General features: G+C 46.6%; 19 protein-coding genes and 1 tRNA gene. 18 read left to right on the forward strand and 2 right to left on the reverse strand.

From position 1 onward, the window contains the following. Positions 1-86: 86 nt before the first annotated feature. Entirely contained in the window at positions 87-791 is a 705-nt protein-coding gene (locus DXA74_RS06945) for a peptidylprolyl isomerase (RefSeq protein WP_199666118.1), read from the reverse strand. A gap of 289 nt (positions 792-1080) precedes the next feature. On the opposite strand from DXA74_RS06945, the gene rsmH reads away from it, so the two are divergent. The 13 genes from rsmH to DXA74_RS07010 all read left to right on the forward strand — a co-directional run bounded on the left by rsmH (position 1081) and on the right by DXA74_RS07010 (position 16587). Then, positions 1081-1986, forward strand: a complete 906-nt coding sequence (gene rsmH, locus DXA74_RS06950; protein ID WP_370448490.1) for a 16S rRNA (cytosine(1402)-N(4))-methyltransferase RsmH — start codon at positions 1081-1083, stop codon at positions 1984-1986. Positions 1987-2000: 14 nt separating this feature from the next. Continuing rightward, on the forward strand, positions 2001-2528 hold the full coding sequence (locus tag DXA74_RS06955; RefSeq protein WP_118526108.1) for an FtsL-like putative cell division protein: 528 nt from the start codon (positions 2001-2003) through the stop codon (positions 2526-2528). Between the two features lies 1 nt (position 2529). Next, complete coding sequence (locus DXA74_RS06960; RefSeq protein ID WP_118526110.1) at positions 2530-4689, forward strand: penicillin-binding protein; 2160 nt, start codon at positions 2530-2532, stop codon at positions 4687-4689. Positions 4690-4694: 5 nt separating this feature from the next. Continuing rightward, positions 4695-6149: a UDP-N-acetylmuramoyl-L-alanyl-D-glutamate--2,6-diaminopimelate ligase gene (locus DXA74_RS06965; protein ID WP_118526112.1), complete on the forward strand. Its 1455-nt coding sequence runs from the start codon at positions 4695-4697 to the stop codon at positions 6147-6149. Between the two features lie 8 nt (positions 6150-6157). Continuing rightward, positions 6158-7423, forward strand: coding sequence for a phospho-N-acetylmuramoyl-pentapeptide-transferase (locus DXA74_RS06970; protein WP_118526114.1), 1266 nt, complete (start codon positions 6158-6160; stop codon positions 7421-7423). 22 nt (positions 7424-7445) lie between these two features. After that, positions 7446-8780, forward strand: a complete 1335-nt coding sequence (gene murD / locus DXA74_RS06975) for a UDP-N-acetylmuramoyl-L-alanine--D-glutamate ligase (RefSeq protein WP_118526116.1) — start codon at positions 7446-7448, stop codon at positions 8778-8780. Between the two features lie 20 nt (positions 8781-8800). Next, complete coding sequence (locus DXA74_RS06980) at positions 8801-10009, forward strand: FtsW/RodA/SpoVE family cell cycle protein (protein WP_118526118.1); 1209 nt, start codon at positions 8801-8803, stop codon at positions 10007-10009. Between the two features lie 95 nt (positions 10010-10104). Then, a complete protein-coding gene (gene murG / locus DXA74_RS06985) occupies positions 10105-11244 on the forward strand; it encodes an undecaprenyldiphospho-muramoylpentapeptide beta-N-acetylglucosaminyltransferase (protein ID WP_118526120.1) in 1140 nt (379 codons plus the stop codon). Next, on the forward strand, positions 11234-12610 hold the full coding sequence (gene murC, locus DXA74_RS06990; RefSeq protein ID WP_118526122.1) for a UDP-N-acetylmuramate--L-alanine ligase: 1377 nt from the start codon (positions 11234-11236) through the stop codon (positions 12608-12610). The genes murG and murC overlap by 11 nt, the downstream gene beginning before the upstream one ends. After that, the gene (locus tag DXA74_RS06995; protein WP_118526124.1) at positions 12607-13344 is read left to right on the forward strand and encodes a cell division protein FtsQ/DivIB; all 738 of its coding nucleotides are present in this window, start codon (positions 12607-12609) and stop codon (positions 13342-13344) included. Before murC ends, DXA74_RS06995 begins: the two co-directional genes overlap by 4 nt. Position 13345: 1 nt before the next feature. Beyond that, positions 13346-14785: a cell division protein FtsA gene (gene ftsA / locus DXA74_RS07000; protein ID WP_118526126.1), complete on the forward strand. Its 1440-nt coding sequence runs from the start codon at positions 13346-13348 to the stop codon at positions 14783-14785. Between the two features lie 44 nt (positions 14786-14829). Further along, positions 14830-16134: a cell division protein FtsZ gene (gene ftsZ / locus DXA74_RS07005; protein ID WP_118526219.1), complete on the forward strand. Its 1305-nt coding sequence runs from the start codon at positions 14830-14832 to the stop codon at positions 16132-16134. A 3-nt stretch (positions 16135-16137) separates the two neighbouring features. Continuing rightward, positions 16138-16587: a GatB/YqeY domain-containing protein gene (locus DXA74_RS07010; RefSeq protein ID WP_118526128.1), complete on the forward strand. Its 450-nt coding sequence runs from the start codon at positions 16138-16140 to the stop codon at positions 16585-16587. A 266-nt stretch (positions 16588-16853) separates the two neighbouring features. Here DXA74_RS07010 and DXA74_RS07015 read toward each other — a convergent pair whose 3' ends face one another. Further along, the gene (locus DXA74_RS07015; RefSeq protein WP_118526130.1) at positions 16854-17579 is read right to left on the reverse strand and encodes a DNA repair protein RecO; all 726 of its coding nucleotides are present in this window, start codon (positions 17577-17579) and stop codon (positions 16854-16856) included. Positions 17580-17791: 212 nt separating this feature from the next. On the opposite strand from DXA74_RS07015, the gene DXA74_RS16320 reads away from it, so the two are divergent. The 5 genes from DXA74_RS16320 to DXA74_RS07035 all read left to right on the forward strand — a co-directional run bounded on the left by DXA74_RS16320 (position 17792) and on the right by DXA74_RS07035 (position 25435). Beyond that, positions 17792-17863, forward strand: a tRNA-Glu gene (locus DXA74_RS16320). 32 nt (positions 17864-17895) lie between these two features. Beyond that, complete coding sequence (rpsT, locus tag DXA74_RS07020) at positions 17896-18150, forward strand: 30S ribosomal protein S20 (protein WP_118526132.1); 255 nt, start codon at positions 17896-17898, stop codon at positions 18148-18150. 192 nt (positions 18151-18342) lie between these two features. Further along, the gene (gyrB, locus tag DXA74_RS07025; protein WP_118526134.1) at positions 18343-20313 is read left to right on the forward strand and encodes a DNA topoisomerase (ATP-hydrolyzing) subunit B; all 1971 of its coding nucleotides are present in this window, start codon (positions 18343-18345) and stop codon (positions 20311-20313) included. Between the two features lie 253 nt (positions 20314-20566). Next, positions 20567-22063, forward strand: a complete 1497-nt coding sequence (locus DXA74_RS07030) for an alpha-L-fucosidase (RefSeq protein WP_118526136.1) — start codon at positions 20567-20569, stop codon at positions 22061-22063. 33 nt (positions 22064-22096) lie between these two features. After that, the gene (locus DXA74_RS07035) at positions 22097-25435 is read left to right on the forward strand and encodes a glycoside hydrolase family 16 protein (protein WP_158576034.1); all 3339 of its coding nucleotides are present in this window, start codon (positions 22097-22099) and stop codon (positions 25433-25435) included. Positions 25436-25445 lie beyond the last annotated feature (10 nt).

Here is a 25445-nt window from a genome sequence, read left to right on the forward strand (position 1 = left end):
CAGGGTTAAGTATGCGCTAAATTAATTCCGCCAACGGGTATAATCCCTAAAATAATAGGATAGTTTTCCATTTTAGACTTCGCATGTCATTTCCCATCAGAGTTTTTCTGCTCCACTACTGCCCGCAAGATTACCACATCCTCCAAAGGGCGGTCAGCAGAATCTGTCTTGCATTTTTGGATCTTTTTTACAACAGACAAGCCGTCGATTACCTCTCCGAAGACCGTGAACTGACCGTCCAGATTCGGCGTGCCTCCATACTGTTCATATTTGGAGATGTGTTCGTAATTAAACTTTACAATTTCATTCGTCTGTTCCAAAACATAAGGCTGTATCTTTTGCAGCGCAGAAGGAGTATAGTATTCCCCCCAAACAATATAAAACTGTGAACCGTTGCTCCGGCGTTCGGGGTTCACCTCATCCGGATCACGAGCCATAGCCAAAGCACCACGCAAATGATAAGAATAAGGCCAGTCGATTTCTGCCGGTAAGGTATATCCCGGACCACCTTTTCCCAAAACCTTGCCTTTAGGTGCTCCTTTGGAATCCGGATCACCTCCCTGAATAATATAATCTTTGATCACTCTATGAAAAAGGGTGCCGTCATAATATCCTTCAGAAACCAACTTCAGAAAATTATCCCGATGCAAAGGAGTATCATTGTATAAAGCCACACGTATCACCCCAAGAGAAGTTTCCAAACGAATAATAGAACGTTTCTCCTTATCACCTGCAAAACATCCGGCAACAAAAAGACCCAAAAAGCAAAAAAAGACAATGATTTTTCTCATCAGAATTAAAAAATATTAAACTAGACGCTGCAAAGATAGTAAAACGAAAGATATACCCCTCTATATTATCGAAACATTTCAGTAAATATTATCGCAGGTAAAAAGCCTCTCATAAAGTTATCAACAGCTGTTGAAAAAAAAATATTATAATAAGATGTGTAACTGTAGGGTTTTTTGTAACTTTGAACGCAATTTGCAAAAGCTCCCGAAAAGATATAATTTTGCCAAGATTCATTTAAAAAATCAAGACTCCGGGAGAATTTAACATGTTAAAAAACAAGAAATGAATATGGAAAATGTTTATCATATTCCTGTTTTGCTTCAGGAAACGGTAGACGGATTAAATATAAATCCTGACGGCATCTATGTTGATGTCACATTTGGAGGTGGAGGGCACAGCAGAGAAATTCTAAGCCGGCTCTCTCCCAAAGGACATTTATACAGCTTTGACCAGGATGAGGATGCGGAGCAGAACATCATTCAAGATAACCGCTTCACCTTCGTCAGAAGCAATTTTAGATACATCAAAAACTGGATGCGCTATTATGGCATAGAGCAAGTGGACGGTATTTTAGCTGATTTAGGAGTGTCAAGCCATCATTTCGATGCACAGGAAAGAGGATTTTCCTTCCGTTTTGATGCTCCGCTGGACATGAGAATGAACCAGAAAGCACAGCGTACAGCTGCCGATATACTGAATGAATACTCCGAAGCTCAACTGGCAGACTTGTTCTATCTGTATGGAGAACTGAAAAATGCGCGTAAAATAGCGGCTGCAGTCGTTAAAAACAGAAATAACCAAAGGATAGAGACAACGGGAGACCTGATGAACATCATCAAGGTGTTCTTCGAAAGAGACCGCGAGAAGAAAGAGCTGGCAAAGGTTTTTCAAGCGCTCCGCATTGAAGTCAATCAGGAAATGCAGGCGCTCAAGGAAATGCTGACGGCCTCGGCCGTGCTTCTGAAAGCCGGAGGCAGACTATCTGTGCTGACTTATCACTCGTTGGAAGACCGCATGGTGAAAAACCTGATCAAGACAGGCAACGTAGAAGGGCATGTAGAAAAGGATTTCTTCGGAAACACGAATGCTCCCCTTAAGATGGTCAACAACAAAGTGATCATTGCATCTGAAGAGGAACAGACAAGAAATCCAAGAAGCAGAAGTGCCAAACTGAGAATTGCAGAAAAGAAATAATCTATGAAGAAATCATGAGAAAAAGAAAAAATACACCTGACGTAACGGAAGAACTCACGGAACTGGAGCAACCTGACAACGAGCAGGAATTGGCAGAGGAAGATTTCGAGAAGGACGAAGAAAACGAAGTCGCTGAGCCTATCGTTATCAAGGATGATTCACTCCCAGCCAAGCTGGAACGCTTCACACAAAGAGAAGACCTTGGAAGCAAGAAGAAAATCAGCCTGAAAGATATTCTGGGAGGCGAGATACTCACTGGAAGCACATTCCGGAAACAGTTGGGACTGATCGCTATTTGCGTTTTCTATATCATTGTGTACATCACCAACAGATATCAGGCCCAGCAGGAACTTATCGAAATAGAAGAACTGAAAACTAAGTTACAAGAACAGAAATATTATTCTCTGACCCGTTCCGGGGAGTTTACCATCAAAAGCAGACAAAGTCAGGTTGAGAAAATGCTGAAACAAACTCCTGACAGCATGCTGGCCACTCCAAGCGAACCGCCATTCATCATCAAAACAACTACAGAAGAAGAGTAAAATGGACTTTGACAGTAAAAAGATAATCCCCAGATATAGCCTGATCTTTATCTTTATCGTAGCTTGGGGACTGTACATCCTGGGAAATGCCGCATACCTGATGTTCGTGGAAAAGGAATATTGGGAGGAGGTCAGCAAACAATTGGTTCAGGATGATGTACCGATTCCGGCAAACAGAGGTAATATTCTTTCTGCTGACGGACATATCATGGCTAGTTCCTTACCCGAATACAAAATATACATGGACTTTGTGGCTCGGGACAAGGATCCGAAAGTGCAGCAAAAACTGCAGGCATGGAGAGACTCTATGCTGACTACCAAAATGGATTCTATTTGTGACGGTCTGCATAAGATTTTCCCGGATAAGTCTGCAGCTGAATTCAAAGCAAGACTTAAAAAAGGACGTAAAAAGAAGAGCAGCTATTGGTTGCTCTATCCGAAACGTGTTTCTTACATTCAGTATAAAGAGTGTAAGAAACTGCCTCTTTTCCGGGAAACTCCGGGTAAAGGCGGTTTTTACACGGAAACATTCAACCAAAGAAAGAAGCCTTACGGTTCACTGGCTACCAGAACTTTGGGTAATCTGTATGCCAGCAAGGACTCAGCGATCTATGGTCTGGAGTTGTCTTACGACTCTATCCTTAGAGGAAAAAGTGGTGTGTCTCACCGCGCAAAAGTCAGAAACAAATGGCTCAGCCTGGTAGATGAACCGCCCGTTGATGGTAACGATATCATGACAACCATTGATGTGAGCATGCAAGACGCTGCAGAAAAAGCCATTCTGAAGAAATTAAAGGAAATCAATGGCGATGTAGGTGTCGTGGTACTTATGGAAGTGGCAACCGGTGATGTGAAAGCCATCGTTAATATGACCAAACTGGACGACGGCTCTTATTATGAAATCAAGAACAATGCCGTTGCCGATATGATGGAACCGGGCTCTACATTCAAAACCGCATCCATTATGGTTGCCCTGGAAGACAAGAAAATTACAAAGGATGACTTTGTAGAAACCGGAAACGGACAGTGGGAGATGTATGGCCAAAACATGAAAGACCATAACTGGCGTAGAGGAGGATATGGGCGTATCAGCGTGCCGGAAGTGTTGATGTACTCTTCGAATATCGGTGTGAGCCGAATCATCGACGAGCACTATAAAGATAACCCGCAAGCGTTCGTAAAAGGACTGTATCGCGAGGGAGTAGGAATTCCTATTGATATCCCTCTTGTCGGAGCAGGAAAACCGAACGTAAGAATGCCGAACAAGGACAACTGGTCTAAAACAGCATTGCCTTGGATGAGTATCGGATATGAGACACAGATTCCACCAATCTACACACTGACATTCTACAATGCCATTGCAAATGGCGGTAAAATGGTCAAACCGAGATTTGTCAAGGCTGAGTTGAAAGACGGAGTCGTGGTGAGAGAATTCCCGGTTGAAGTTGTCAAAGAGCAGATTTGCTCCAAGAGTACGCTTCAGGACATCCAGGATATTCTGGAAATGGTTGTCAGCAAGGGACTCGGCAAACAGGCCGGATGCCCGCAGTTCAAGGTTTCCGGAAAAACAGGAACAGCACAGATTTCAAAAGGCAAAGGCGGATATAAATCCGGAGGTATGCACTATCTGGTCAGCTTCTGCGGATACTTCCCTTCTGAAGCTCCAAAATACAGTTGCATCGTTGCCATCCAGAAATCGGGACTTCCGGCCTCCGGTGGCGGACAATGCGGTCCTGTATTCCGGGAGATTGCCCAGTCAGTAATGGCCAAAGGTGTATTCCGGGAACCAAGAGAAGGAGCTGATTCAACCTCTATATTCATTCCGGATGTATCCAACGGTAATATGCAGGCTGCGGCTCAAGTTTTGGAATCCTTAAATGTTCCGTTCCACACGGACTTCAATACGGATGACAAGAAACAGTTTGTTTGGGGTACTTCACAAAACAATGGAAACAATGTGATGCTGTCTTCAAACAAGTCACCCAACAATCTGGTACCGGATGTAAGCGGTATGGGAGCCCGTGATGCCGTATATCTTCTGGAAAGCAGAGGTCTTAAAGTACGAATCAATGGAGTGGGACTTGTTAAGAAACAAAGTATAGCACCTAACACACAAATAAAGAAAGGACAAACAATTATTATTGAACTCAGAAAATCATAAAAGGTATGAAACTCGAAGAACTATTGTCTTGCATCAAGACAAACAAATATATCGGCAACAAGGATCTGGAGATCCAAGGTCTGGATATTGATTCAAGAAAAATCAAACCGGGTTATCTGTTTATCGCAATCAAGGGAACAGCAACCGACGGACACAGCTTCATCAACAAAGCCATTGAATATGGAGCCAGCGCCGTTCTGTGTATGGACTTACCGGAAGAAATCAATCCGGAAGTTACTTACATTCAGGTAGCAGATACAGAAGATGTCGTAGGACAGGTAGCAACCAAGTTCTATGGTGATCCGACCTCAAAGATGAAACTCATCGGTGTTACCGGAACCAACGGAAAGACAACGATTGCCACCCTTCTGTTCAACATGTTCAAGAAAATGGGTTATAAGTGCGGTCTGTGTTCCACTGTCTGCAACTATATACAGGATGAAGCCATCCCAACCAGCCACACGACTCCCGACCCGATTACACTGAATCAGTTGTTGGGACGAATGGCCGACGAAGGATGTGCTTATGCCTTTATGGAAGTCAGCTCGCATGCTGTAGCCCAGAAGCGAATTGGAGGCTTGAAGTTTGCTGGAGGTATCTTTACCAACCTGACACGCGACCATCTGGACTATCACAAGACATTTGAGAACTACCGTGATGCCAAGAAAGCATTCTTCGACGCTCTGCCTAAAGATGCTTTTGCCATCACCAACGCTGATGACAAAAACGGCATGATCATGGTACAGAACACCGCTGCCACCGTAAAGACCTACTCCATGATGCGCATGGCCGATTTCAACGGCAAGATTCTGGAAGAGTCTTTTGACGGCATGTATCTCAGCATCAATGATCAGGAAGTAAGTGTTCCGTTCATCGGACGTTTCAACGTTTATAATCTGCTGGCCGTTTATGCGGCTACCATCATGCTGGGTAAGGATCCTTTGAATACACTGGTTACTCTCAGCACCATGACTCCGGTAAACGGACGTTTTGAAACCATACGTTCCAAGAATGGAGTAACGGCCATTGTTGACTACGCTCACACACCGGATGCTCTGGTCAACGTGCTGAACACCATCAATGATATTGTAAAAGGTAAGAGCAGCGTCATCACCGTATGTGGTGCCGGAGGTAATCGTGACAAAGGAAAGCGTCCGATTATGGCTCGCGAAGCTGCCGACCACAGCGACCGCGTAATCATCACCAGCGATAATCCCCGCTTTGAAAAGCCGGAAGACATTATCAAAGACATGACCGACGGATTAAGTCCGGAACAGGCTCAGAAGGTAATTACCATCACCAACCGTAAAGAAGCCATCAAGGCAGCCTGCTTAATGGCACAGCCAAACGATGTGATTCTTGTTGCGGGAAAAGGACATGAGAATTATCAGGAAATAGAAGGAGTGAAACATCACTTCGACGACCACGAGGTTATTAAAGAATGTTTCGGAATTAATTAATCTTAGTCATGCTGTACTATTTATTCAGATATCTGGAGGAGTTCGGAATACCGGGCTCACACATGTGGACCTACATTTCTTTCCGTTCTCTGCTCACTCTGATTCTATCGCTGATTATCTCAGCCTGGTTCGGAGAATATTTCATCAAATGGATGAAACGTCATAACGTAAGCGAAGCGCAACGCGACAAGAGTATCGATCCCTATGGAGTAGAAAAGAAGGGAGTCCCCACCATGGGAGGCATCATCATTCTGGTCTCCATCATCGTCCCTTGTCTGCTGTTCGGACGACTGCGTAATATCTATATGATCCTGATGCTGGTCACCACAATCTGGCTCGGCGCACTGGGCTTTGCCGATGATTACATCAAGATGAAAATCACGAAAGACGGATTAAAGCCGGCCTACAAACTCATCGGACAGACTTTATTGGGACTGTTTGTGGGCTTGACGCTGTGGCTCAGCCCCGATGCCGTCATCCGGGAGAACGTAACCATGCAACGGTCCGGAAATCAGGAAATAGTGGTGCATAAAAGTGAAAAGGTAAAATCAACTAGTACCACCATTCCGTTTGTGAAGAACAACAACCTGAACTACACGGAAATCATGAGTTTCTGCGGTAAGTACAAGACTGCAGCCGGATGGTTTCTGTTTGTTGTCATGACCACAATCGTAGTCGTGGCCGTATCCAACGGTTCCAATCTGAACGATGGTATGGACGGAATGACGGCCGGAAACTCGGCCATTATCGGAGTGGCACTCGGAATATTTGCCTATGTGTCCAGCCACATTGAATTTGCCAGCTACCTCAACATCATGTATATACCGGAATCGCAGGAGCTGGTTATCTTCATTTGCGCCTTTGTGGGTGCTTTGGTCGGTTTCCTTTGGTACAATGCCTATCCGGCCCAGATTTTCATGGGCGACACAGGCAGTCTGGCCATCGGAGGTATTATTGCCGTGACCGCCATTATCATTCACAAAGAGCTACTCATTCCGATTCTGTGCTTCATTTTCCTGATGGAAAGTCTGAGTGTCATCCTGCAGGTAAATGTAGCCAAGTGGGGAAACAAGCGGGGCAAGAAACTGAGAATGTTCAAGCGCGCCCCTATTCACGATGCATTCCGCGTGAAACCCGGACAGCTGCCAGCCGATATGAAAATATTCCTGAACTGGCCGAAGGGCTGCTGGCTGGAGTCTAAGATTACGGTACGTTTTTGGATCATCACCATCATCATGGCTGCATTGTCCATCATCACATTAAAAATAAGATAAGAAGAAAGGAAACAGATAAATCATGAAAAAAAGAATTGTAATATTAGGAGCTGCCGAAAGTGGAGTCGGTGCAGCAGTACTGGCACAAAAGAAAGGATTTGATGTCTTTGTCTCAGACATGGGCACCATCAAGGAGCGCTACAAGAACATGCTCGACAGCTACGGTATTATCTGGGAGGAAAAACAACATACTGAGGAGCTGATCCTCAATGCAGACGAAGTGATCAAGAGCCCGGGCATTCCCGAGAACGCCCCAATGATTCTGAAAATAAAGGAAAAGAACATTCCTATTATTTCTGAAATTGAGTTTGCCGGAAGATATACCCGCGCCAAAATGATCTGCATCACAGGCAGCAACGGTAAAACCACGACTACATCGCTGATTTATCATATCTTCAAGAACGCAGGCTATAATGTAGGTCTGGCCGGCAATATCGGACAAAGTCTGGCTCTGCAGGTGGCAGAAAAGGACTATGAATACTATGTCATCGAGCTGAGCAGTTTCCAGTTGGACAACATGTATCAGTTCCGTGCCAACATTGCCGTATTGCTGAACATCACTCCCGACCATCTGGACCGCTACGACAACTGCATGCAGAACTACGTAGATGCCAAGATGCGCATCCTGCAAAACCAAACCGAGGAGGATGCCTTTGTCTACTGGGCAGACGATCCGATCATCAAGAAAGAACTGCAAAAATACGGAATCAAGGCGCAGACCTGTCCTTTCTCCATCATCCGCAAAGAGGGAATGATCGGTTACATCGAGGACGGACAGTACAAAATAGAGACTCCTACTCCATTCAATATGGAACTGGAGGAACTGTCGCTCACCGGCAAGCACAACCTGTATAACTCACTGGCTGCAGGTATCTCGGCCAAGATTGCCAACGTCAAGAACGAGGTGCTGCGCGAGAGTCTGGGTAACTTTGAGGGAGTAGAACACCGTCTGGAAAAGGTGACCCGCGTACGTGGTGTAGAATATATCAACGACTCTAAGGCAACCAACGTAGACGCCTGCTGGTATGCTCTGGAAAGCATGACCACGCCTACCATCCTGATTCTGGGAGGAAAAGACAAGGGCAACGATTACCATGCCATCGAGGAACTCGTACGCAAGAAATGTGTCGGCCTGGTATTTCTGGGAGCCGACAACACCAAACTGCACCAGTTCTTCGACGGATTTGGTATTCCAATTGCAGACACCCACAGCATGAAAGACTGTGTGGAAGCCTGTTACAAAATGGCCAAACCGGGCGACACCGTATTGTTGAGCCCATGTTGTGCCAGCTTTGACTTATTCAAGAATATGGAAGACCGGGGTGAACAGTTCAAGACTCTGGTACGTTCCTTATAATATTATTACATTAAAGGATTATGAAACTTCCGGCTGCATTTTTTAAAGGAAAATCCATCCTGCAGGGCGACCTGGGTATCTGGACGGTATTTTTCCTGCTTTGCACAATATCTATTATTGAAGTTTACAGTGCTTCCAGTAATATGAGTTACCAGTCAGGCGCCTTTTGGCGACCTGTACTGGAGCATAGCGGCTTTTTCTTCGCAGGCTTCTTGGCTATTCTGGTCATACACAAGATTCCATGCCGCTACTTTAAAGTGATTCCATTGTTTATGATTCCTATTTCCGTGGGAGTATTGTTCGCGACCCTGTTTACGGAAAAGGTAAACAATGCGTCACGCTGGTATGAAATCGGTGGTTTTTCATTCCAGCCATCCGAAGTGGCCAAATGGACACTCGTGGTTTATATTGCCCTGATTCTGTCGAACATGCAGACAGAAAAGGGAGCCAACAAGCAGGCATTCAAATTTATCTTTTGGCCGGCTGCGGTTTTCTGTGCCCTGATTCTCCCGGAGAATTTCTCTACTGCCGCCATGACCTTCCTGATTACCATCATCATGATGTTCATCGGACGCGTGCCCTGGGGACAGTTGGGCAAACTTCTGGGAATTCTGGCATTAATCGGAGGAACCGCTTTCAGTGTTCTGAAATACACTCCGAACGAAAAGATTGAAGCCTGGAGCCAGTTGCCCGGTCTGCACCGTCTGGAAACCTGGTCCAACCGTTTAAAGAACCACTCAGAGGAAACGGTCGATGCCAAATCCTACAACATCCGGGAGAATACCCAGGTGGCACATGCCCGCATCGCCATCGCCTCATCCAATATTTGGGGAAAAGGCCCGGGAAACTCCGTGGAGCGTGACTTCCTGCCCCAACCGTTTTCCGACTTCATCTATGCGATCATCCTTGAAGAAACCGGACTGCTGGGAGGAGCGGCAGTTATGTTCCTCTACTTTATCCTGCTGTTCCGGACCTCATTGATTGCTTCCAGATGCGAACGGTCCTTCCCCGCCTTTCTGATTATGGGACTGGCCATTATGATGGTGATACAGGCCATGATCAACATGGCGGTAGCCGTAGGCGTATTTCCGGTCACCGGTCAGCCATTGCCGCTGATGAGCAAGGGAGGTACGGCCACCATCATGAACTGCATTTACATAGGTATGATCCTCAGTGTTAGCAGATCATCAAAGAAAAAGCCTAATTATGCGATCAGCGAGGTATCGTAGATGCCGCCAGACTCTCTTACTTAAAAAATTATAAGAGTTCATTGTCTTTTATAGAATATTTATTGCTATTTTTGCTGTCATTAATATTATAAGGTATGAAAGAGGAGCTAAGAATCATCATAAGTGGTGGAGGAACCGGCGGACATATATTCCCGGCGATTTCTATAGCCAACGCGCTGAAAGAGCAACATCCTGAATGTGAAATTCTTTTTGTCGGCGCCGAAGGCAGAATGGAGATGAAGAAAGTGCCGGCTGCCGGCTACGAAATCAAAGCGCTCCCGATCTGTGGTTTTGACCGGAAGAACTTGTTGAAGAATTTTGCCGTATTATATAAAATCTACAAGAGCAGACGACTGGCACGCCAAATCATCAAGCAGTTCAAGCCTATGGCTGCGGTTGGAGTAGGCGGATATGCCAGCGGCCCGACTCTGAACGTGGCCGAAGGAATGGGTATCCCTACCCTTCTTCAGGAGCAGAACTCCTATGCGGGAGTCACCAATAAGCTTCTGGCCCAGAAAGCAGACAAAATCTGCGTGGCCTACGAAGGAATGGAGCGTTTCTTCCCCAAAGAGAAGATTATCCTCACAGGTAATCCCGTAAGACAGGATCTACTGACATGCAGCAAAAGCCGGGAAGAGATTCTGAAAGGCTTCGGTCTGGATCCCAACCGAAAGACGATTCTGATTATCGGAGGAAGCCTCGGAGCACGCACCGTTAACGAGAGTGTCCTGAGCCAACTGCCGCTGATTAAAGACAGCGACGTGCAGATTATATGGCAAACCGGCGGATACTACTTCGACAGTATCCAGAAAACACTTGCCCAGCAAGGAAAGCCACAGAATCTGTTTGTAACGGACTTCATCACCCACATGGATGAAGCGTATGCAGCGGCCGATCTGGTCATTTCCAGAGCCGGAGCCAGCAGCATTTCCGAGTTATGCCTTTTGGGCAAGGCTTCCATTCTGGTACCCTCGCCCAACGTTGCGGAAGACCATCAGACCAAGAACGCAATGGCTTTGGTGCGCAAAGACGCTGCGTTGTTTGTCAAGGACAGCGAGGCGGTGAACAGCCTGATTCCTCTGGCTCTCAAGACCTGCCAGGATGCTGCACTGCTGCAGAAGCTTTCCGAGAACAGTAAGAAAATGTCTTTCAAGGATTCTGCAAACGTCATTGCAGAACAGGTTTATCAACTTGCCATCAAATACAGAGATAAAAAACAGAAACATGGAAATTAACAGTATCAAAGCAGTATATTTTATAGGTATCGGGGGTATCGGAATGAGTGCCATTGCACGCTATTTCCTGAACAAAGGCATCCTTGTTGGAGGATACGACCGCACTCCGAGCGATTTGACCCAGAAACTGGAAGAAGAAGGAGCGCTCATTCACTACGAAGAAAATGTGGCGCTCATTCCCGAAGCCTGCAAAGACAAAGATTCTGCACTGATTATCTATACACCGGCCATTCCGGCCAGCCATCAGGAACTGGTTTACTTCAAGGAAAACCAGTTTGACTTACAGAAAAGAGCCCAGGTGCTCGGCACACTGACCCGTGCTCACAAGGGTCTTTGTGTGGCCGGAACCCACGGCAAGACAACCACCACTTCCATGACAGCCCATATCCTGCACAACAGCCATGTGGACTGTAATGCTTTTTTAGGTGGTATCACGAAGAACTACGGCACCAACTACATCCTGTCTGCCAAAAGCGACTATGTCGTTATCGAGGCCGATGAGTTCGACCGTTCTTTCCACTGGCTCAGTCCGTATGCTTCTGTCATCACGGCCACTGACCCCGACCATCTGGACATCTATGGCACCAAGGAGGCTTATCTGGAGAGTTTCGCCAAATACAGTTCGCTGATACAGCCGGGCGGTTATCTGGTGCTGCACAAGGACCTGGAAATGGAGGCCCGTGTGCAGGACAATGTGACCGTTTACTCCTACAGCCGCAACGAAGGAGACTTCCACGCCGAGAATATCCGTATCGGCAATGGAGAGATTTTCTTCGATCTGGTTTCTCCGTTTGAGAACATCAAGGACGTGCAGCTGGGTGTTCCGGTAAGCATCAACATTGAAAACAGTATCGGTGCCATGGCACTCGCACAGATTGCCGGAGCCACAGCCGAAGAAATCAAGCAGGCCATGGCTTCCTTCCGTGGTGTGGACCGCCGTTTTGATTTCAAGATCAAGAACGACCATCAGGTATTCCTGACCGACTATGCCCACCACCCGGAAGAAATCAAGCAGAGCATCCGCTCCATCAAGGAACTCTATGCGGACAAGAAAATCACCGCGATATTCCAGCCGCATCTGTATTCCCGCACACGCGATTTCTATAAGGAATTTGCCGAAGGACTGTCTCTGGCCGATGATGTGATCCTGCTGGATATCTATCCGGCACGCGAAGCTCCTATCCCGGGAGTGACCAGCAAACTGATTTACGACAATCTGGCACCGGAAGTCACCAAGCGTATGTGTACAAAGGACGAGCTGCTCGACCTGATACAGAACTCCGACTTCGACGTTCTGATTGCACTGGGAGCCGGTGACATTGAGAATTATGCCCCTCAAATTGCAGAAATACTGAAAGATAAATGATAAAGAAACTCATACTTTTCATTATTGTCGTAGCCTTGGCCGGCTATTTCATTGCGGCCGTTACCGTACTGAACAAGCCTAAGGACGGTCAGGTCTGCGAACAGGTGGAAATCATGATTGAGGACAGCCTGGAACACAGCCTCATCAACGAAGAAGACATACAGCGATATCTTGTGCAGAACAAGCTGTTTCCACAAGGCAAACCGATCCAGGAGGTTGATCTGCTGGCCATAGAGAAGGCTTTGAAGAAAAGCCCTTACATAGACCAGGCCACTTGCTACAAGACAGCAACCGGCTCCATCTGTGTGAAGGTAAAATCCAGACAGGTGATTCTCCACATCATCAGCAATAACGGAGAAAACTACTATCTGGACAATCAGGGCAACTCTATTCCCAAGTCGTCTTATTTTGCCAATATGCCGATTGTGACGGGAGAGGTTACCAAGAAATACGCCAAGCAGAAGCTGACCACTTTGGGCAAGATCATCCAGAACGACCCGTTCTGGAACCAGCAGATTGAGCAAATCAATGTGCTCGACGACGGCAAACTGGAAATGATACCACGAGTTGGAAAACATACGATACTGTTGGGAGAACCCAAGGATTTCAAGAAGAAGCTCGACAAACTGAGAGTCTTCTATGAGAAAGGGTTGTCTCAAGTGGGATGGAACAAGTACTCAGACATCAGTCTTGAGTATCAGGATCAAATAATATGTACAAAAAATAAAGACTAACATGGCAACAGATAAAGACATAATTGTAGCAATAGAGCTCGGCTCGTCATCAATTCGTGGCATCGCGGGCAGAAAGGATGTGGATGGTTCGCTCCAGATTCTGGATGTGGTGGAGCGCAAATCCAAGAACTGCATCCGCAAGGGAGTAATCTACAACCTCGACAAAACCATCCAGGCGCTGAACGGTATCTTTATCCAGCTGCGCGAGGACCTGAATGTCTACATCAACAAGGCTTATGTAGGTATCGCAGGCCAGTCACTTTGCACCATCCGCAATTCTGCGTCCAAGCAGATGGCCACCAAGGTAGTCATCTCCAACGATATTATCGACTCTCTGAGAGACTCAAACTATAATATCAATTATCCCGACAAGGTGATTCTGGATGTAAAATCCCAGGAATACCGCATCGGCACAAACTACGTTACCGAACCGGTCGGCATCCTGAGCAATCAGATTGAAGGCCGCTTCCTGAACATCGTCATCCGTTCTTCCGTCAAGGAGAATATCCAGAAATGTTTCGATGCCGTAGGTGTCCAGATTATTGATATGTATATCGCTCCTCTGGCACTGTCCGACAATATTCTGACCGACAATGAAAAGCGCTCCGGCTGTGCATTGGTTGACTTCGGTGCAGAAACCACCACCGTGTCAATCTATAAGAACAACATCCTCCGCTATCTGTCTGTCATTCCACTGGGAGGCAATAACCTGACTCTGGACATCTGCAGCAAGCAGGTGGAAGAGGAAGAGGCCGAAGAGCTGAAAATCAAATACGGCACCGCCTTCTCGGACATGTCCCGCGAAGTGGTGCGCCACATTCCGTTATCGTTCGACCCGGGCACAACCATCGCCGAAGATGTCCTGCAGGAAATCACCGAAGCACGTATGGAGGAAATCATTGCCAACGTGTGGGAACAGATCCAGCAAAGCGGATATGCCGACAAACTGCTTTCGGGCATTGTCATCACCGGTGGAGCCGCCAACATCCCGAATATCGAAAAGGCAATCAGTCATAAGACCAAGTCGGACAAGATCAAGTTTGCCAAATCTCTGCAGACCATGATCAAGCCGGGCAATTACGCGAATGTCATTCAGGAGATGAATTCCAACACCCTGATATCTCTGCTGGCCTGCGGCGAATGCGACTGCACGGACGTTGACCCTAACGAGATTGAAAGAATGCGTCTGGAGGAAGAGGAAAACAGACGCAGAAAGCAGGAGGAAGAGGAAGAAAGAAAACGTCAGATTCTGGAAGAGCAGAAGAGACAGGAAGAACTTGCCGCTCAGACCGAAAAAGCCTCAAAGCAACAGAATGAAACCTCCAAGAAAGAGGATGATGAGGAAGAGGAAGAAGAGGACAAGAATAAAGGGGGCTTTATGAAATCGCTGAAAAGCAAAATCTCTAAACTTACCAAGATGTTTACTGAAACTGAAGAGTAACATCGACTAAAACTGATACAGCCATGACAGAAGAGAACAAGAATATGAATGACGAAAGCGGAATCCAGTTCAACGTAAAAACGGACAGTTCCAGCATCATCAAAGTGGTCGGCGTTGGCGGTGGAGGCGGTAACGCTGTAAACCACATGTATAAACAAGGCATCCACGATGTTACATTCGTGGTTTGTAACACCGATAAAAAGGCTCTGAGCGACTCTCCTGTACCTACCCGACTGCAGTTGGGCGCAGGTCTCGGAGCAGGAAACCGACCGGAAAGAGGCCGTCAGGCAGCCTTGGACAACATCGAGGAGATCAGAAAAATGCTCGACGACGGAACCCGCATGGTATTCGTTACCGCCGGTATGGGTGGCGGAACCGGTACGGGTGCCGCTCCGGTGATTGCCCAGTGCGCCAAGGACATGGGCATCCTGACAGTAGGTATCGTTACCATCCCGTTCCTGTTTGAAGGAAACAAGAAGATTGACCAGGCACTCGACGGTGTGGAGGAAATCTCCAAGCACGTGGATGCACTTCTGGTCATCAACAACGAGCGTCTGCGCGAAATCTATCCGGAGCTGTCTCTGCTGAACGCTTTTGCCAAAGCGGACGATACTCTCTCTATCGCAGCCAAGAGTATTGCCGAAATCATTACCGTGCATGGTATCATCAACCTGGACTTCCAGGATGTTACTACCGTACTGAAGGACGGTGGTGTGGCCATCATGAGTACCGGTTACGGCGAGGGAGAAAACCGTGTGAAGCATGCCATCGACGAGGCATTGCACTCTCCGCTGCTCAACAACGATGATATCTTCAACTCCAAGAAGGTATTGCTCAGCATCACTTTCTGCGCCAAGGATCAGGATCAGCTCACCATGGAGGAAATGAACGAAATCAACGACTTCATGACCAAGTTCGGCGAAGACGTGGAAACCAAATGGGGTGTGGCTACCGATGATACACTGGAGAAGAAAGTCAAGATCACCGTATTGGCAACCGGATTCGGTCTGGAAAATATTCCGGAACTGGAGCAGAAGAAGAAAAAGCCGCGCGAGAATGATGAAGAAAAGGAGAACGAGGAAATCCAGAAGGGTATCCGCCGTGACCAATACTATCCGGGAAGAAACCAGACTGCCACCAGAAAGCGTCACAACGTGTTTATCTTCAAGAAGGATGATCTGGACAACGACAACATCATCACCATGGTGGACGAAATGCCTACCTACATCCGCAACAAGGAGCAGCTTGAAGAAATCAAGTCGAAGACAGCACACAACCTGGCACAGACCGTCGTGGAAAACGAACCGGAAACAACCAGTCAACCAAGCAATACAATCATATTTCAATAAACTATGGCACTATTTGAACAAATCAGCAAAGATATCGTTGCCGCAATGAAGGCCAAGGACAAAGTACGCCTGGAGGCTCTGCGCAACGTGAAGAAACTGTTCCTGGAAGCCAAGACCGCTCCGGGAGCCAATGACGAACTCACAGACGAAGCCGCTCTGAAGATTCTGTCTAAACTGACCAAACAGGGTAAAGACACTGCAGCCCTCTACGTAAGCCAGAACCGCGAAGACCTGGCTAATGAGGAACTGGCTCAGGTGGCAGTTATCGAAGAATATCTGCCCAAGCCTCTTTCCGAAGAGGAACTGAAGGCCGAAATCAAGAAGATTATCGAGGAAACCGGAGCCAGCAGCCCGAAGGATATAGGTAAGGTAATGGGTGTGGCCACAAAAAGTCTGGCTGGAAAAGCCGACGGCAAGGCCATCAGCAGCATCGTTAAGGAACTGCTTGCCTAAGCAAGACCAAAAGATGCCTCTGCGCCGGAAATCCGGCCCGATAAAGCATATAAAAAAGGAAGAGTTTGGTGTTACGCCAGACTCTTCCTTTTTTCTTTTAAAAAAAGTTCCTGATGTTTTTCCAAAAACATCGAAATGAATTTTCCATTTCATCGAAATGTTTTTTTCTTGCCGCCACAAGGAAGCGCTTGCCCTCATTCTGCCGCGCATCACAGCGGCAAGCCCTCTGCAAGGCGTTTCCGCAGACCGGGAAAAAGCGGCCGGGCTTATTCAAACAAATCAGAAAGCACCGTCAGAGACTTCATGTCCGTAAAGCCCGGAAAATGCAACTGATAATAATGAATAAGGATTTTGAGATATTCACGCCTGTCCTGCCGCGACAATTCCAGCAGATGCATGTCCTCATAAGGCACCCGATACATGGCCGCCAGCAAAGTGGCATACTCTGGTGCAAGAAACACACCGTGCACCGGAGGCATCTCTACAAACGAAGATTCCTGCATGTCGAAATAATATCCCGGCACATAGGAATCCATAAAAGGCGGAATTCCCAAAAAACGGGTGATCTGGGTGACCAGCGCCAGATGAAAGCTCGGAAAATCCGTATCACTCCGTTCCAGCCATTCAAAAGAATCTACCAGAAACGTGAAGAGTTCCTCATTCTTGGGTTCCTTTCTTAATATATGGACCAGAAATTCGGAAAGGAATAAAATAATGGCCGATTTATACGGATTGAAGCTGCTCATCTGCATGGACGACAGCAAAGACAGTTCATTGATGGTCTGCAACGGAAAACGCTCTCTATAGTCATACTCCAGCTCCAGAAGGTTCAGCGGAAGAAAATACGTGCTCTTCATCTTCGACCTTTTTCCGCCTCCCTGAGAAATCCGGAACGACAAGAAGCCCCTGCACTCGGTGTAAACCTCGGCAATTCGCTTTTCATCGTCCAATTTATGGATCCGGAGAACGATAGCCCTACTTTTTTCGTACATAAAAGTTCTGTTTTAAATATGGTGGCAAAAATAGAGAAAACAAGGCATTTTTGAGCAAAAAAAGCAATAAAAAAGGGCAAAACGAATTTTTTTCGAAAAAAAACGCATTTTTTTTGCGGAAAAGTTTGGAGATTCAAAAATAAGTCGTACCTTTGCATCGCAATCGAGAAACAAACCTCGGTAACAAGAACTCAAAAAGTTCAAAACACCACGGTCCCTTCGTCTATCGGTTAGGACGAGAGATTTTCATTCTCTAAAGAGGAGTTCGACTCTCCTAGGGACTACAAAGTTAAATGAATATATTTTAAGAATTGAGATGGCAAATCATAAATCATCAGTAAAAAGAATCCGTCAGGAGGAAAAAAGAAGACTCCACAACAGATACTACGCTAAGACAATGCGTAACGCTGTTCGCAAGTTGCGCGCAACCAAGGATAAGGAAGCTGCTATCGCGATGTATCCAAGCGTACAGAAGTCTTTGGACAAGTTGGCAAAGATCAACGTTATTCACAAGAATAAGGCTGCTAACTTGAAATCTAAGCTCGCTGCTTATATCAGCAAATTGGCTTAATCCTGATTAAAGAAATAAAGAAAGAGACCCAATGAGGTCTCTTTTTTTTGCCCTTTTCCCAACGGGCACTCCCCCAGCCCCGGAGCCGAACCTGAAACAGCGACGGCATATTACAACGATAATTAAGAAAAAAAAATAGTTCGATATTCTTTTTTTTTGTATATTTGTGCGTTAAATAGAATAAGTAATAGTATGTCAGAAGAAGAACAGATCAGTGCCGGAAGTTATTCGGCGAGCAGCATACAGGTCCTCGAAGGACTGGAAGCCGTGCGTAAGCGTCCGGCCATGTACATCGGTGATATCGGTGAAAAGGGATTGCATCATCTGGTTTACGAGACCGTTGACAACTCCATTGATGAAGCTCTTGCTGGCTACTGTACTCATATTGAAGTGACCATCAATGAAGATAATTCTATCACCGTGCAGGATAACGGACGAGGTATTCCGGTGGATATGCACGAGAAAGAACACAAGTCTGCCCTCGAAGTGGTGATGACAGTGCTTCATGCCGGTGGTAAGTTCGACAAAGGTTCCTATAAGGTTTCCGGTGGTCTGCACGGAGTGGGTGTATCCTGCGTAAACGCATTGTCCACCAAGATGTTGTCACAAGTATTCCGCGACGGCAAAATCTATCAGCAGGAATATGCCTGCGGTAAGCCTCTCTATCCGGTAAAGGTAGTAGGCACTACAGACAAGCGCGGTACACGCCAGCAGTTCTGGCCCGACGGAAGCATCTTCATCACCACAACCTATAAGTACGAGGTTCTGGCCAACAGAATGCGCGAACTGGCATTCCTGAACGCCGGAATCACCATCACCCTCACCGACATGCGTGAGAAGGATGAGGAAGGCAACCCACGTCAGGAAATATTCTATTCTAAAAACGGACTGAAAGAATTTGTTCGATATATTGACTCAAGCCGTATCCATCTGTTCAACGATGTGATTTATCTGAACACTGAAAAGCAGGGAGTTCCCATCGAAGTGGCAGTGATGTATAACACGGGATATACCGAAAATATCCACTCTTACGTCAATAATATCAACACAATAGAGGGAGGTACCCATCTGGCCGGTTTCCGCACCGCCCTGACCCGTACGCTGAAAAAATATGCCGAGGAGCAGTGCGCCAAGGATCTGGAGAAACTGGAAAAGAACAAGGTGGAGATCTCTGGAGAAGACTTCCGCGAAGGACTCACCGCAGTGATTTCAATCAAAGTGGCCGAGCCTCAGTTCGAGGGACAGACCAAAACGAAATTGGGTAACAGCGAAGTGGCCGGAGCCGTTCAACAGGCTGTAGGCGAAGCACTGGCCAATTATCTGGAAGAACATCCTAAGGAAGCCAAACAGATCGTAGATAAAGTGATTCTGGCCGCTACGGCACGTGTAGCCGCACGCAAGGCACGCGAAAGCGTACAGCGCAAGAGCCCGATGTCGGGTGGCGGACTGCCGGGAAAACTGGCCGACTGCTCGGATAAGGATGCTGCAAACTGCGAGCTCTTCATCGTGGAGGGTGATTCTGCCGGTGGATCGGCAAAACAGGGACGCAGCCGTCAGTATCAGGCAATCCTGCCTATCCGCGGTAAGATTTTCAACGTGGAACGCGTGATGTGGCACAAGGCCTTTGAACACGAAGAGGTGAACAATATCATTCAGGCATTGGGCGTACGCTTCGGCCTGGGAGAAGACAGCAAAGAGGCCAATTATGATAAACTGAGATATCACAAGATTATCATCATGACCGATGCCGATGTCGATGGTTCACACATCGACACCCTGCTGATGACTCTCTTCTATCGCTATATGCCGGAACTGATTCAGAACGGACACTTGTTTATCGCAACACCTCCGCTCTACAGATGCCGCAAAGGCAAGATCGAGGAATACTGCTATACCGAAGCCGACCGTCTGCGCTTCATGAAGACTTACAACAACGGTTCGGAACAGGGCATCACCACCCAGCGCTACAAAGGTTTGGGTGAGATGAACGCAGAACAGTTGTGGGAAACCACCATGAATCCGGAAACCCGCCTCCTGAAGCAGGTTACCATAGATGATGCCGCAAGTGCCGATTACGTATTCTCCATGCTCATGGGCGAAGATGTAGGACCACGACGCGAATTCATCGAACAGAATGCAACTTATGCCAATATAGACGCATAATCAAATAGAAATACTATCATTCAATTCTTATAAATATTTTCTTGGCTGCTCTTTAGAAGTGATTCTACGGGAGCAGCTTTTTTATTGTCCGGAAGAGAACCTTTTTTAACTCCAAGAAACTATTCTTTTTTCTTTTTTTGTCGTATCTTAGTCCACTCTTAAGCAATTAATAAAAATACCCGAAAAACGAACCCTTAGCTTTTCCGAGAAGCTAACTAAATAGTTTTTTATACAATAACCTAAAAAAAATCTCATGAGAAAGATCTATTCATCATTATTAATGTTGGCTCTTTCCAGTTTTTCTTTAGAGACCATGGCTCAAGGAAACCTGATCAGCCAAACATTAGAAAACCCAGACAACGAACCGGCTCCCGTATTCCCCGTACCGTCTGCCCGACAATTAGCCTGGCAGGAGACCGAATTCTATGCCTTCTTCCACTACGGTATGAATACCTACACCGGAAAGGAATGGGGCTACGGAAACGAATCACTGAGCACATTCCGCCCACCCAAACACCCGAACTGCGAACAATGGGTTCAGGCAGCAAAAGATGCCGGCATGAAAGGCGGTATCGCCGTAGTGAAACACCATGACGGATTCTGCCTGTGGCCAACCAAAACAACCGAACATAATGCCAACAACTGTGGCCTCAGTTTCGAAGTCAATGTGCCAAAAGCTTATGCAGAAGCCAGTGAAAAGCTGGGTATGAAATATGGATTCTATATTTCTCCATGGGATAGAAACAGCGCTCATTACGGTAAAGACACATACGTAAAAGAAGTATTCCTGAAGCAGGCCTCCGAGTTGGCAGAATATGGTCACGACCAGTTCGAAATGTGGTTCGACGGTGCCAATGGCGGCGACGGTTACTATGGCGGTGCCAATGAAGTGCGAAATATTGATGCCAGCACTTATTACGATGTGCCAAATCTGGCTGACTCCATTCACAAAATGCAGCCTAACTGCGTGATGTGGGGCGTGGGCGATGAAGCACGCTGGATCGGAAACGAAGCCGGATGGGCCGGCGTAACCAACTGGTCACCGGAATACAAACCTGCAAGAGGACCTAACGAGAACGGTAACGAGAACGGTTGGAGATGGTTCCCGGGCGAATCAGATGCCAAAGGTACCAATATGGGTTGGTTCTGGCACGCCGGCGAATCACCACGCTCTCTGAATGAATTGTTCAAGTTCTACCTGGAAACAGTAGGACGCAACGCAACCCTGATTCTGAACTTCCCGCCCGACCAGAGCGGTGAGCTGCCCAAGGCAACAGTGACCCGTATGAAAGAACTGGGACAGCTCCTGAAGGAAAGACTTGGCACGGACCTGGCCCTCGACGCTAAAATCGAAGCATCAGAAACAAGAAAGGCTGGAGCAAAAAGAACTTACGTAGCCACAAACCTTAACGACAACGATAAAGACACTTATTGGGCTACAGATGATGATGTCATCGAATCTACGATTACCCTTTCTTGGGACGCTCCGAAAACAGTTCACTATGTGGCATTGATGGAATACATCAAAAAGGGACAGAGAATCAAATCGTTCACGATAGAAACCAGCCAAGATGGAACAAACTGGACCCCTCGTGCCACAGACCAATGCACCACTGTAGGCTACAAGAGAATTATTCCTCTTAACGGCAGCACAACAGAATATGGCAACGGATATAGCGTAAAGGCTATCCGAATCACCATCAACGACAGTAAGGCCTGTCCGCTGTTGCATACAGTATCTGTTTTCTAATCAACCATGACAAATCATTCAAATCATTCAAAAATGAAGAAAAACAAACTCTATATAACCAGTCTGCTTGCACTGACTCTTCCGGCTTACGGTTGGGCACAAGACAGAATCAGCTTCGAAGGAAATGACGGACAAGCAACCTACAAAAGCATTGGCGTTTATGATTCCTGGGACGAATCGCCCTTCCGCTCACAAAACGGTGCCAATCCACTGCTCAAGGGAAATGTAGCTGTCATTGACAACCCGGATGTAACAGAAGAAGGTAATGCTTCGGCTAAAGTACTCATGGTACAGCGCTCACGCTACGGAAGTAATCAGTTTGGAGCACGCATAGACCTGAACACTCCTTTTGAACTGACAACGACGACCAAGTATGTACATGTCATGATCAAAAAGGATAAGCCGGGACGCGTATTGCTCATCGGTTTGGGTAAACGTCAGGACAGAGCCGGACAAAGTCCGGAAACAGAACAGTGCTGGGCGCTCTCATCACGAACTATCGAACCGGGCATCTGGAATGATGCTGTGTTTGCCATCAAAGGAAACGGCGGTATCGATATTCATAGCCTCGTAGTGGTGCCCGACTGTGAGTCTACACACGACCTTAAAGAGGATTTTCTGGTTTATATCGACGAGATCGAGGTAAACGATGAGTCCACTCCACGCATCAAGATCGGTGACTACCCACTGAATATTGAAGAGGATGCAGTTTCCAGCAAGAACAACTATTATGTAAACAGTGTGGCTCTGACCTCACCGACAGCTGGAGAACAGACCATCAACGTGGGAAGCGCTACTCCGCAAACCATCTACCGTCCATTACTCGAGAAGTCATTCGTCGCAAAAGCCGGCGAAACAGTAACACCGAAAATAAACTTCAGCGGTAGCTGGATGAATGGTTATGTCTATCTGGATAAAGGACAGGACGGAGACTTCTATTGGCAGTTGAACGAAGACTATACCGCACCGGAGAATAGTGATTTGGTATCTTACTATTACATTGAAACCGTTGAAAACGAATCTGGATTCAATTATAAGGGCGAACCGGTATCAGGCAACAACCGTAACACCATGCAGACACCGGCATTCAAGATTCCTGAAGATCTGAAACCGGGATTCTATCGTCTGCGCTTCAAAGTCGACTGGGGTAATGCAGATCCGGGAGGCCGCACAACCACAACAAACGGTATCATTGCCAACGGCGGTAACATTACCGATGTGCGCTTAAATATCCACAAGGACAAGGTCAATGTAACGACACAATATCAGAACGGTGACGTCTATGCAGCCGACGGCTCACAACTGGCCGGCTCTGAAGTGAAGTTCGGAGAACCGCTGACCATCAAGATGGTTCCGTCTAACGGTTTCATTCCTGACGGTATCACATTGACTCATGGATATAATCTCACCGGTGACAGTCTGGTTCACGGAACTCCTCAATATACCACTATCCGCATTCCGGGATATGCTGTTAAAGAGGACGGCACCTTGACCATTCCGGCAAGTCTGGTTGATGGTGACCTGCATATTCTGGGTCATTTCAAGAGTACAACCAGCGGCACCGAAACCGGAGAATATGAAGTAAATTTCGAGAAAGATCTGATTATCACGAGAACAGACAGAACGTTGAACTCTGTGTCTCTGACCGGTAATGAAGGCTGTTCTTTTACAAGCAACATGTCAAAGACTCCCAAGACCGTGTATCAGAACCGGCTTTCGGATGTGGCCATAACCAAACAGGGAGAAACAATCACTCCCTCTGTCAACTATACTACCGGCGGACCGATGCATGGTTATTTCTACATCGACTTCAACAATGACGGAATCTTTACCACAGAAATAGGAAGCGATCACAGACCTACTTTCGGCAGTGAGCTGTTAAGTTTTTCCTACTACGACGGTTATAACAGCGACGGAGTAAAGAAAGGAACTGGAGAAACCAACAATACAATCACATTTCCTGCAGTCACCATCCCGGAATTCATTCCGGATGGTGTCTACCGTGCCCGTCTGAAAATAGACTGGAATAACATTGACCCCAAGGGACAATACGGAGAGACCAACAAACTTGATGCAAACGGCGGTTACGTTGTTGACTTCCTCATCAACATCAGCAACGGAGAAAAAACCGTAAAGCTCAACACCCTCAACGGTAATATCTACGGAACAAGCAACAGCGCATTGCCCTACAAGCTTACTTCTGAAAAGGTGCTGAATGTGGTTCCAACTCCGGTCACTGAAGATTATGTACTGAGCGAACCCATCTACATTCGTAGCGGATTGAATTTCGATGGGCCACAGTACATTCGTGGCAACCAGCAGTGGTTTGCAGATACCCTTCAGGTTGATGAAGTAAATTTGGGACAAACAATCTCTGTTCCTGTCTATGGTAATGTGGAGATTACTGCAAATTTCAAAGCTAAGGACGGCGCCGCTTACAAAATGATCTTCAACGATGAGTTTGACGGAAAGAATGGAGAGCGTGCCGATGCCAGCAAGTGGGGAGTAAGTAAACGTCAGAATGCCACCTGGAACCGCTTTATCAGCGACAGCATCGCCGTAGCATACATTGAAGACGGACAGCTGGTTTTGAAAGCAATTCCTAATGAAGACAAATCTACCGACAACGTGGATATGCTTACCGGAGCTCTGGAAAGCCAGAATAAGTTCAGTTTCAAGTATGGTAAGGTGGAGTGTAGAGCCAAGACCAACGGTTATAAAGGTAACTTTCCTGCTATATGGATGATGCCACAGGATCAGAGTGCCGGTTGGCCGAACTGCGGTGAGATTGATATCTTCGAGCAGATTGATACCGAAAACAAGTCTTATCACACCGTTCACTCTAACTGGACCTATAATCTGGGAAACAAGAACAATCCCACTTCTTCTTTCAGCAAGAATCTGAGTATGGACCGTTATCATACTTATGGCTTTGAGTGGAACGATAAGTTATTGACCTGGTATGTGGATGGTGTCAAGGTAGGCAGCTATGCAAAAAGTACCAACAATGACGCGCTTTCCAAAGGACAATGGCCTTTTGACAAGGAATTCTATCTGATTCTGAACCAGTCCGTAGGAAACGGCTCATGGGCTCAACCTGCTGACATTAATCACACATATCGAATGGACGTTGACTGGATTCGTGTATACCAGAAAGACAACACTACTAACATTGAAAGCACAATAGACCATTCTTTGGAAATCAATACAAGTGAAAACAAGATTATGATCAGTACCGGAAAGGCTACAGACGTACAGATTGTAAATATCAACGGTACAACCTTATATAAGGGCACTGTAGACGGAAACAAGACTTTCCATGTGCAGAAAGGCGTTTACATTGTAAACAACCAGAAGGTTCTGGTACCTTAAACGAAATAAC

Source organism: Bacteroides sp. OF04-15BH, assembly GCF_003477995.1.
Classification (GTDB): domain Bacteria; phylum Bacteroidota; class Bacteroidia; order Bacteroidales; family Bacteroidaceae; genus Paraprevotella.

Bases quoted from the DNA above. Each gene is read 5' to 3' on its own strand.
- DXA74_RS06945 (WP_199666118.1), bottom strand. From the start codon at position 791: ATGAGAAAAATCATTGTCTTTTTTTGCTTTTTGGGTCTTTTTGTTGCC.
- rsmH (WP_370448490.1), top strand. From the start codon at position 1,081: ATGGAAAATGTTTATCATATTCCTGTTTTGCTTCAGGAAACGGTAGAC.
- DXA74_RS06955 (WP_118526108.1), top strand. From the start codon at position 2,001: ATGAGAAAAAGAAAAAATACACCTGACGTAACGGAAGAACTCACGGAA.
- DXA74_RS06960 (WP_118526110.1), top strand. From the start codon at position 2,530: ATGGACTTTGACAGTAAAAAGATAATCCCCAGATATAGCCTGATCTTT.
- DXA74_RS06965 (WP_118526112.1), top strand. From the start codon at position 4,695: ATGAAACTCGAAGAACTATTGTCTTGCATCAAGACAAACAAATATATC.
- DXA74_RS06970 (WP_118526114.1), top strand. From the start codon at position 6,158: ATGCTGTACTATTTATTCAGATATCTGGAGGAGTTCGGAATACCGGGC.
- murD (WP_118526116.1), top strand. From the start codon at position 7,446: ATGAAAAAAAGAATTGTAATATTAGGAGCTGCCGAAAGTGGAGTCGGT.
- DXA74_RS06980 (WP_118526118.1), top strand. From the start codon at position 8,801: ATGAAACTTCCGGCTGCATTTTTTAAAGGAAAATCCATCCTGCAGGGC.
- murG (WP_118526120.1), top strand. From the start codon at position 10,105: ATGAAAGAGGAGCTAAGAATCATCATAAGTGGTGGAGGAACCGGCGGA.
- murC (WP_118526122.1), top strand. From the start codon at position 11,234: ATGGAAATTAACAGTATCAAAGCAGTATATTTTATAGGTATCGGGGGT.
- DXA74_RS06995 (WP_118526124.1), top strand. From the start codon at position 12,607: ATGATAAAGAAACTCATACTTTTCATTATTGTCGTAGCCTTGGCCGGC.
- ftsA (WP_118526126.1), top strand. From the start codon at position 13,346: ATGGCAACAGATAAAGACATAATTGTAGCAATAGAGCTCGGCTCGTCA.
- ftsZ (WP_118526219.1), top strand. From the start codon at position 14,830: ATGAATGACGAAAGCGGAATCCAGTTCAACGTAAAAACGGACAGTTCC.
- DXA74_RS07010 (WP_118526128.1), top strand. From the start codon at position 16,138: ATGGCACTATTTGAACAAATCAGCAAAGATATCGTTGCCGCAATGAAG.
- DXA74_RS07015 (WP_118526130.1), bottom strand. From the start codon at position 17,579: ATGTACGAAAAAAGTAGGGCTATCGTTCTCCGGATCCATAAATTGGAC.
- rpsT (WP_118526132.1), top strand. From the start codon at position 17,896: ATGGCAAATCATAAATCATCAGTAAAAAGAATCCGTCAGGAGGAAAAA.
- gyrB (WP_118526134.1), top strand. From the start codon at position 18,343: ATGTCAGAAGAAGAACAGATCAGTGCCGGAAGTTATTCGGCGAGCAGC.
- DXA74_RS07030 (WP_118526136.1), top strand. From the start codon at position 20,567: ATGAGAAAGATCTATTCATCATTATTAATGTTGGCTCTTTCCAGTTTT.
- DXA74_RS07035 (WP_158576034.1), top strand. From the start codon at position 22,097: ATGAAGAAAAACAAACTCTATATAACCAGTCTGCTTGCACTGACTCTT.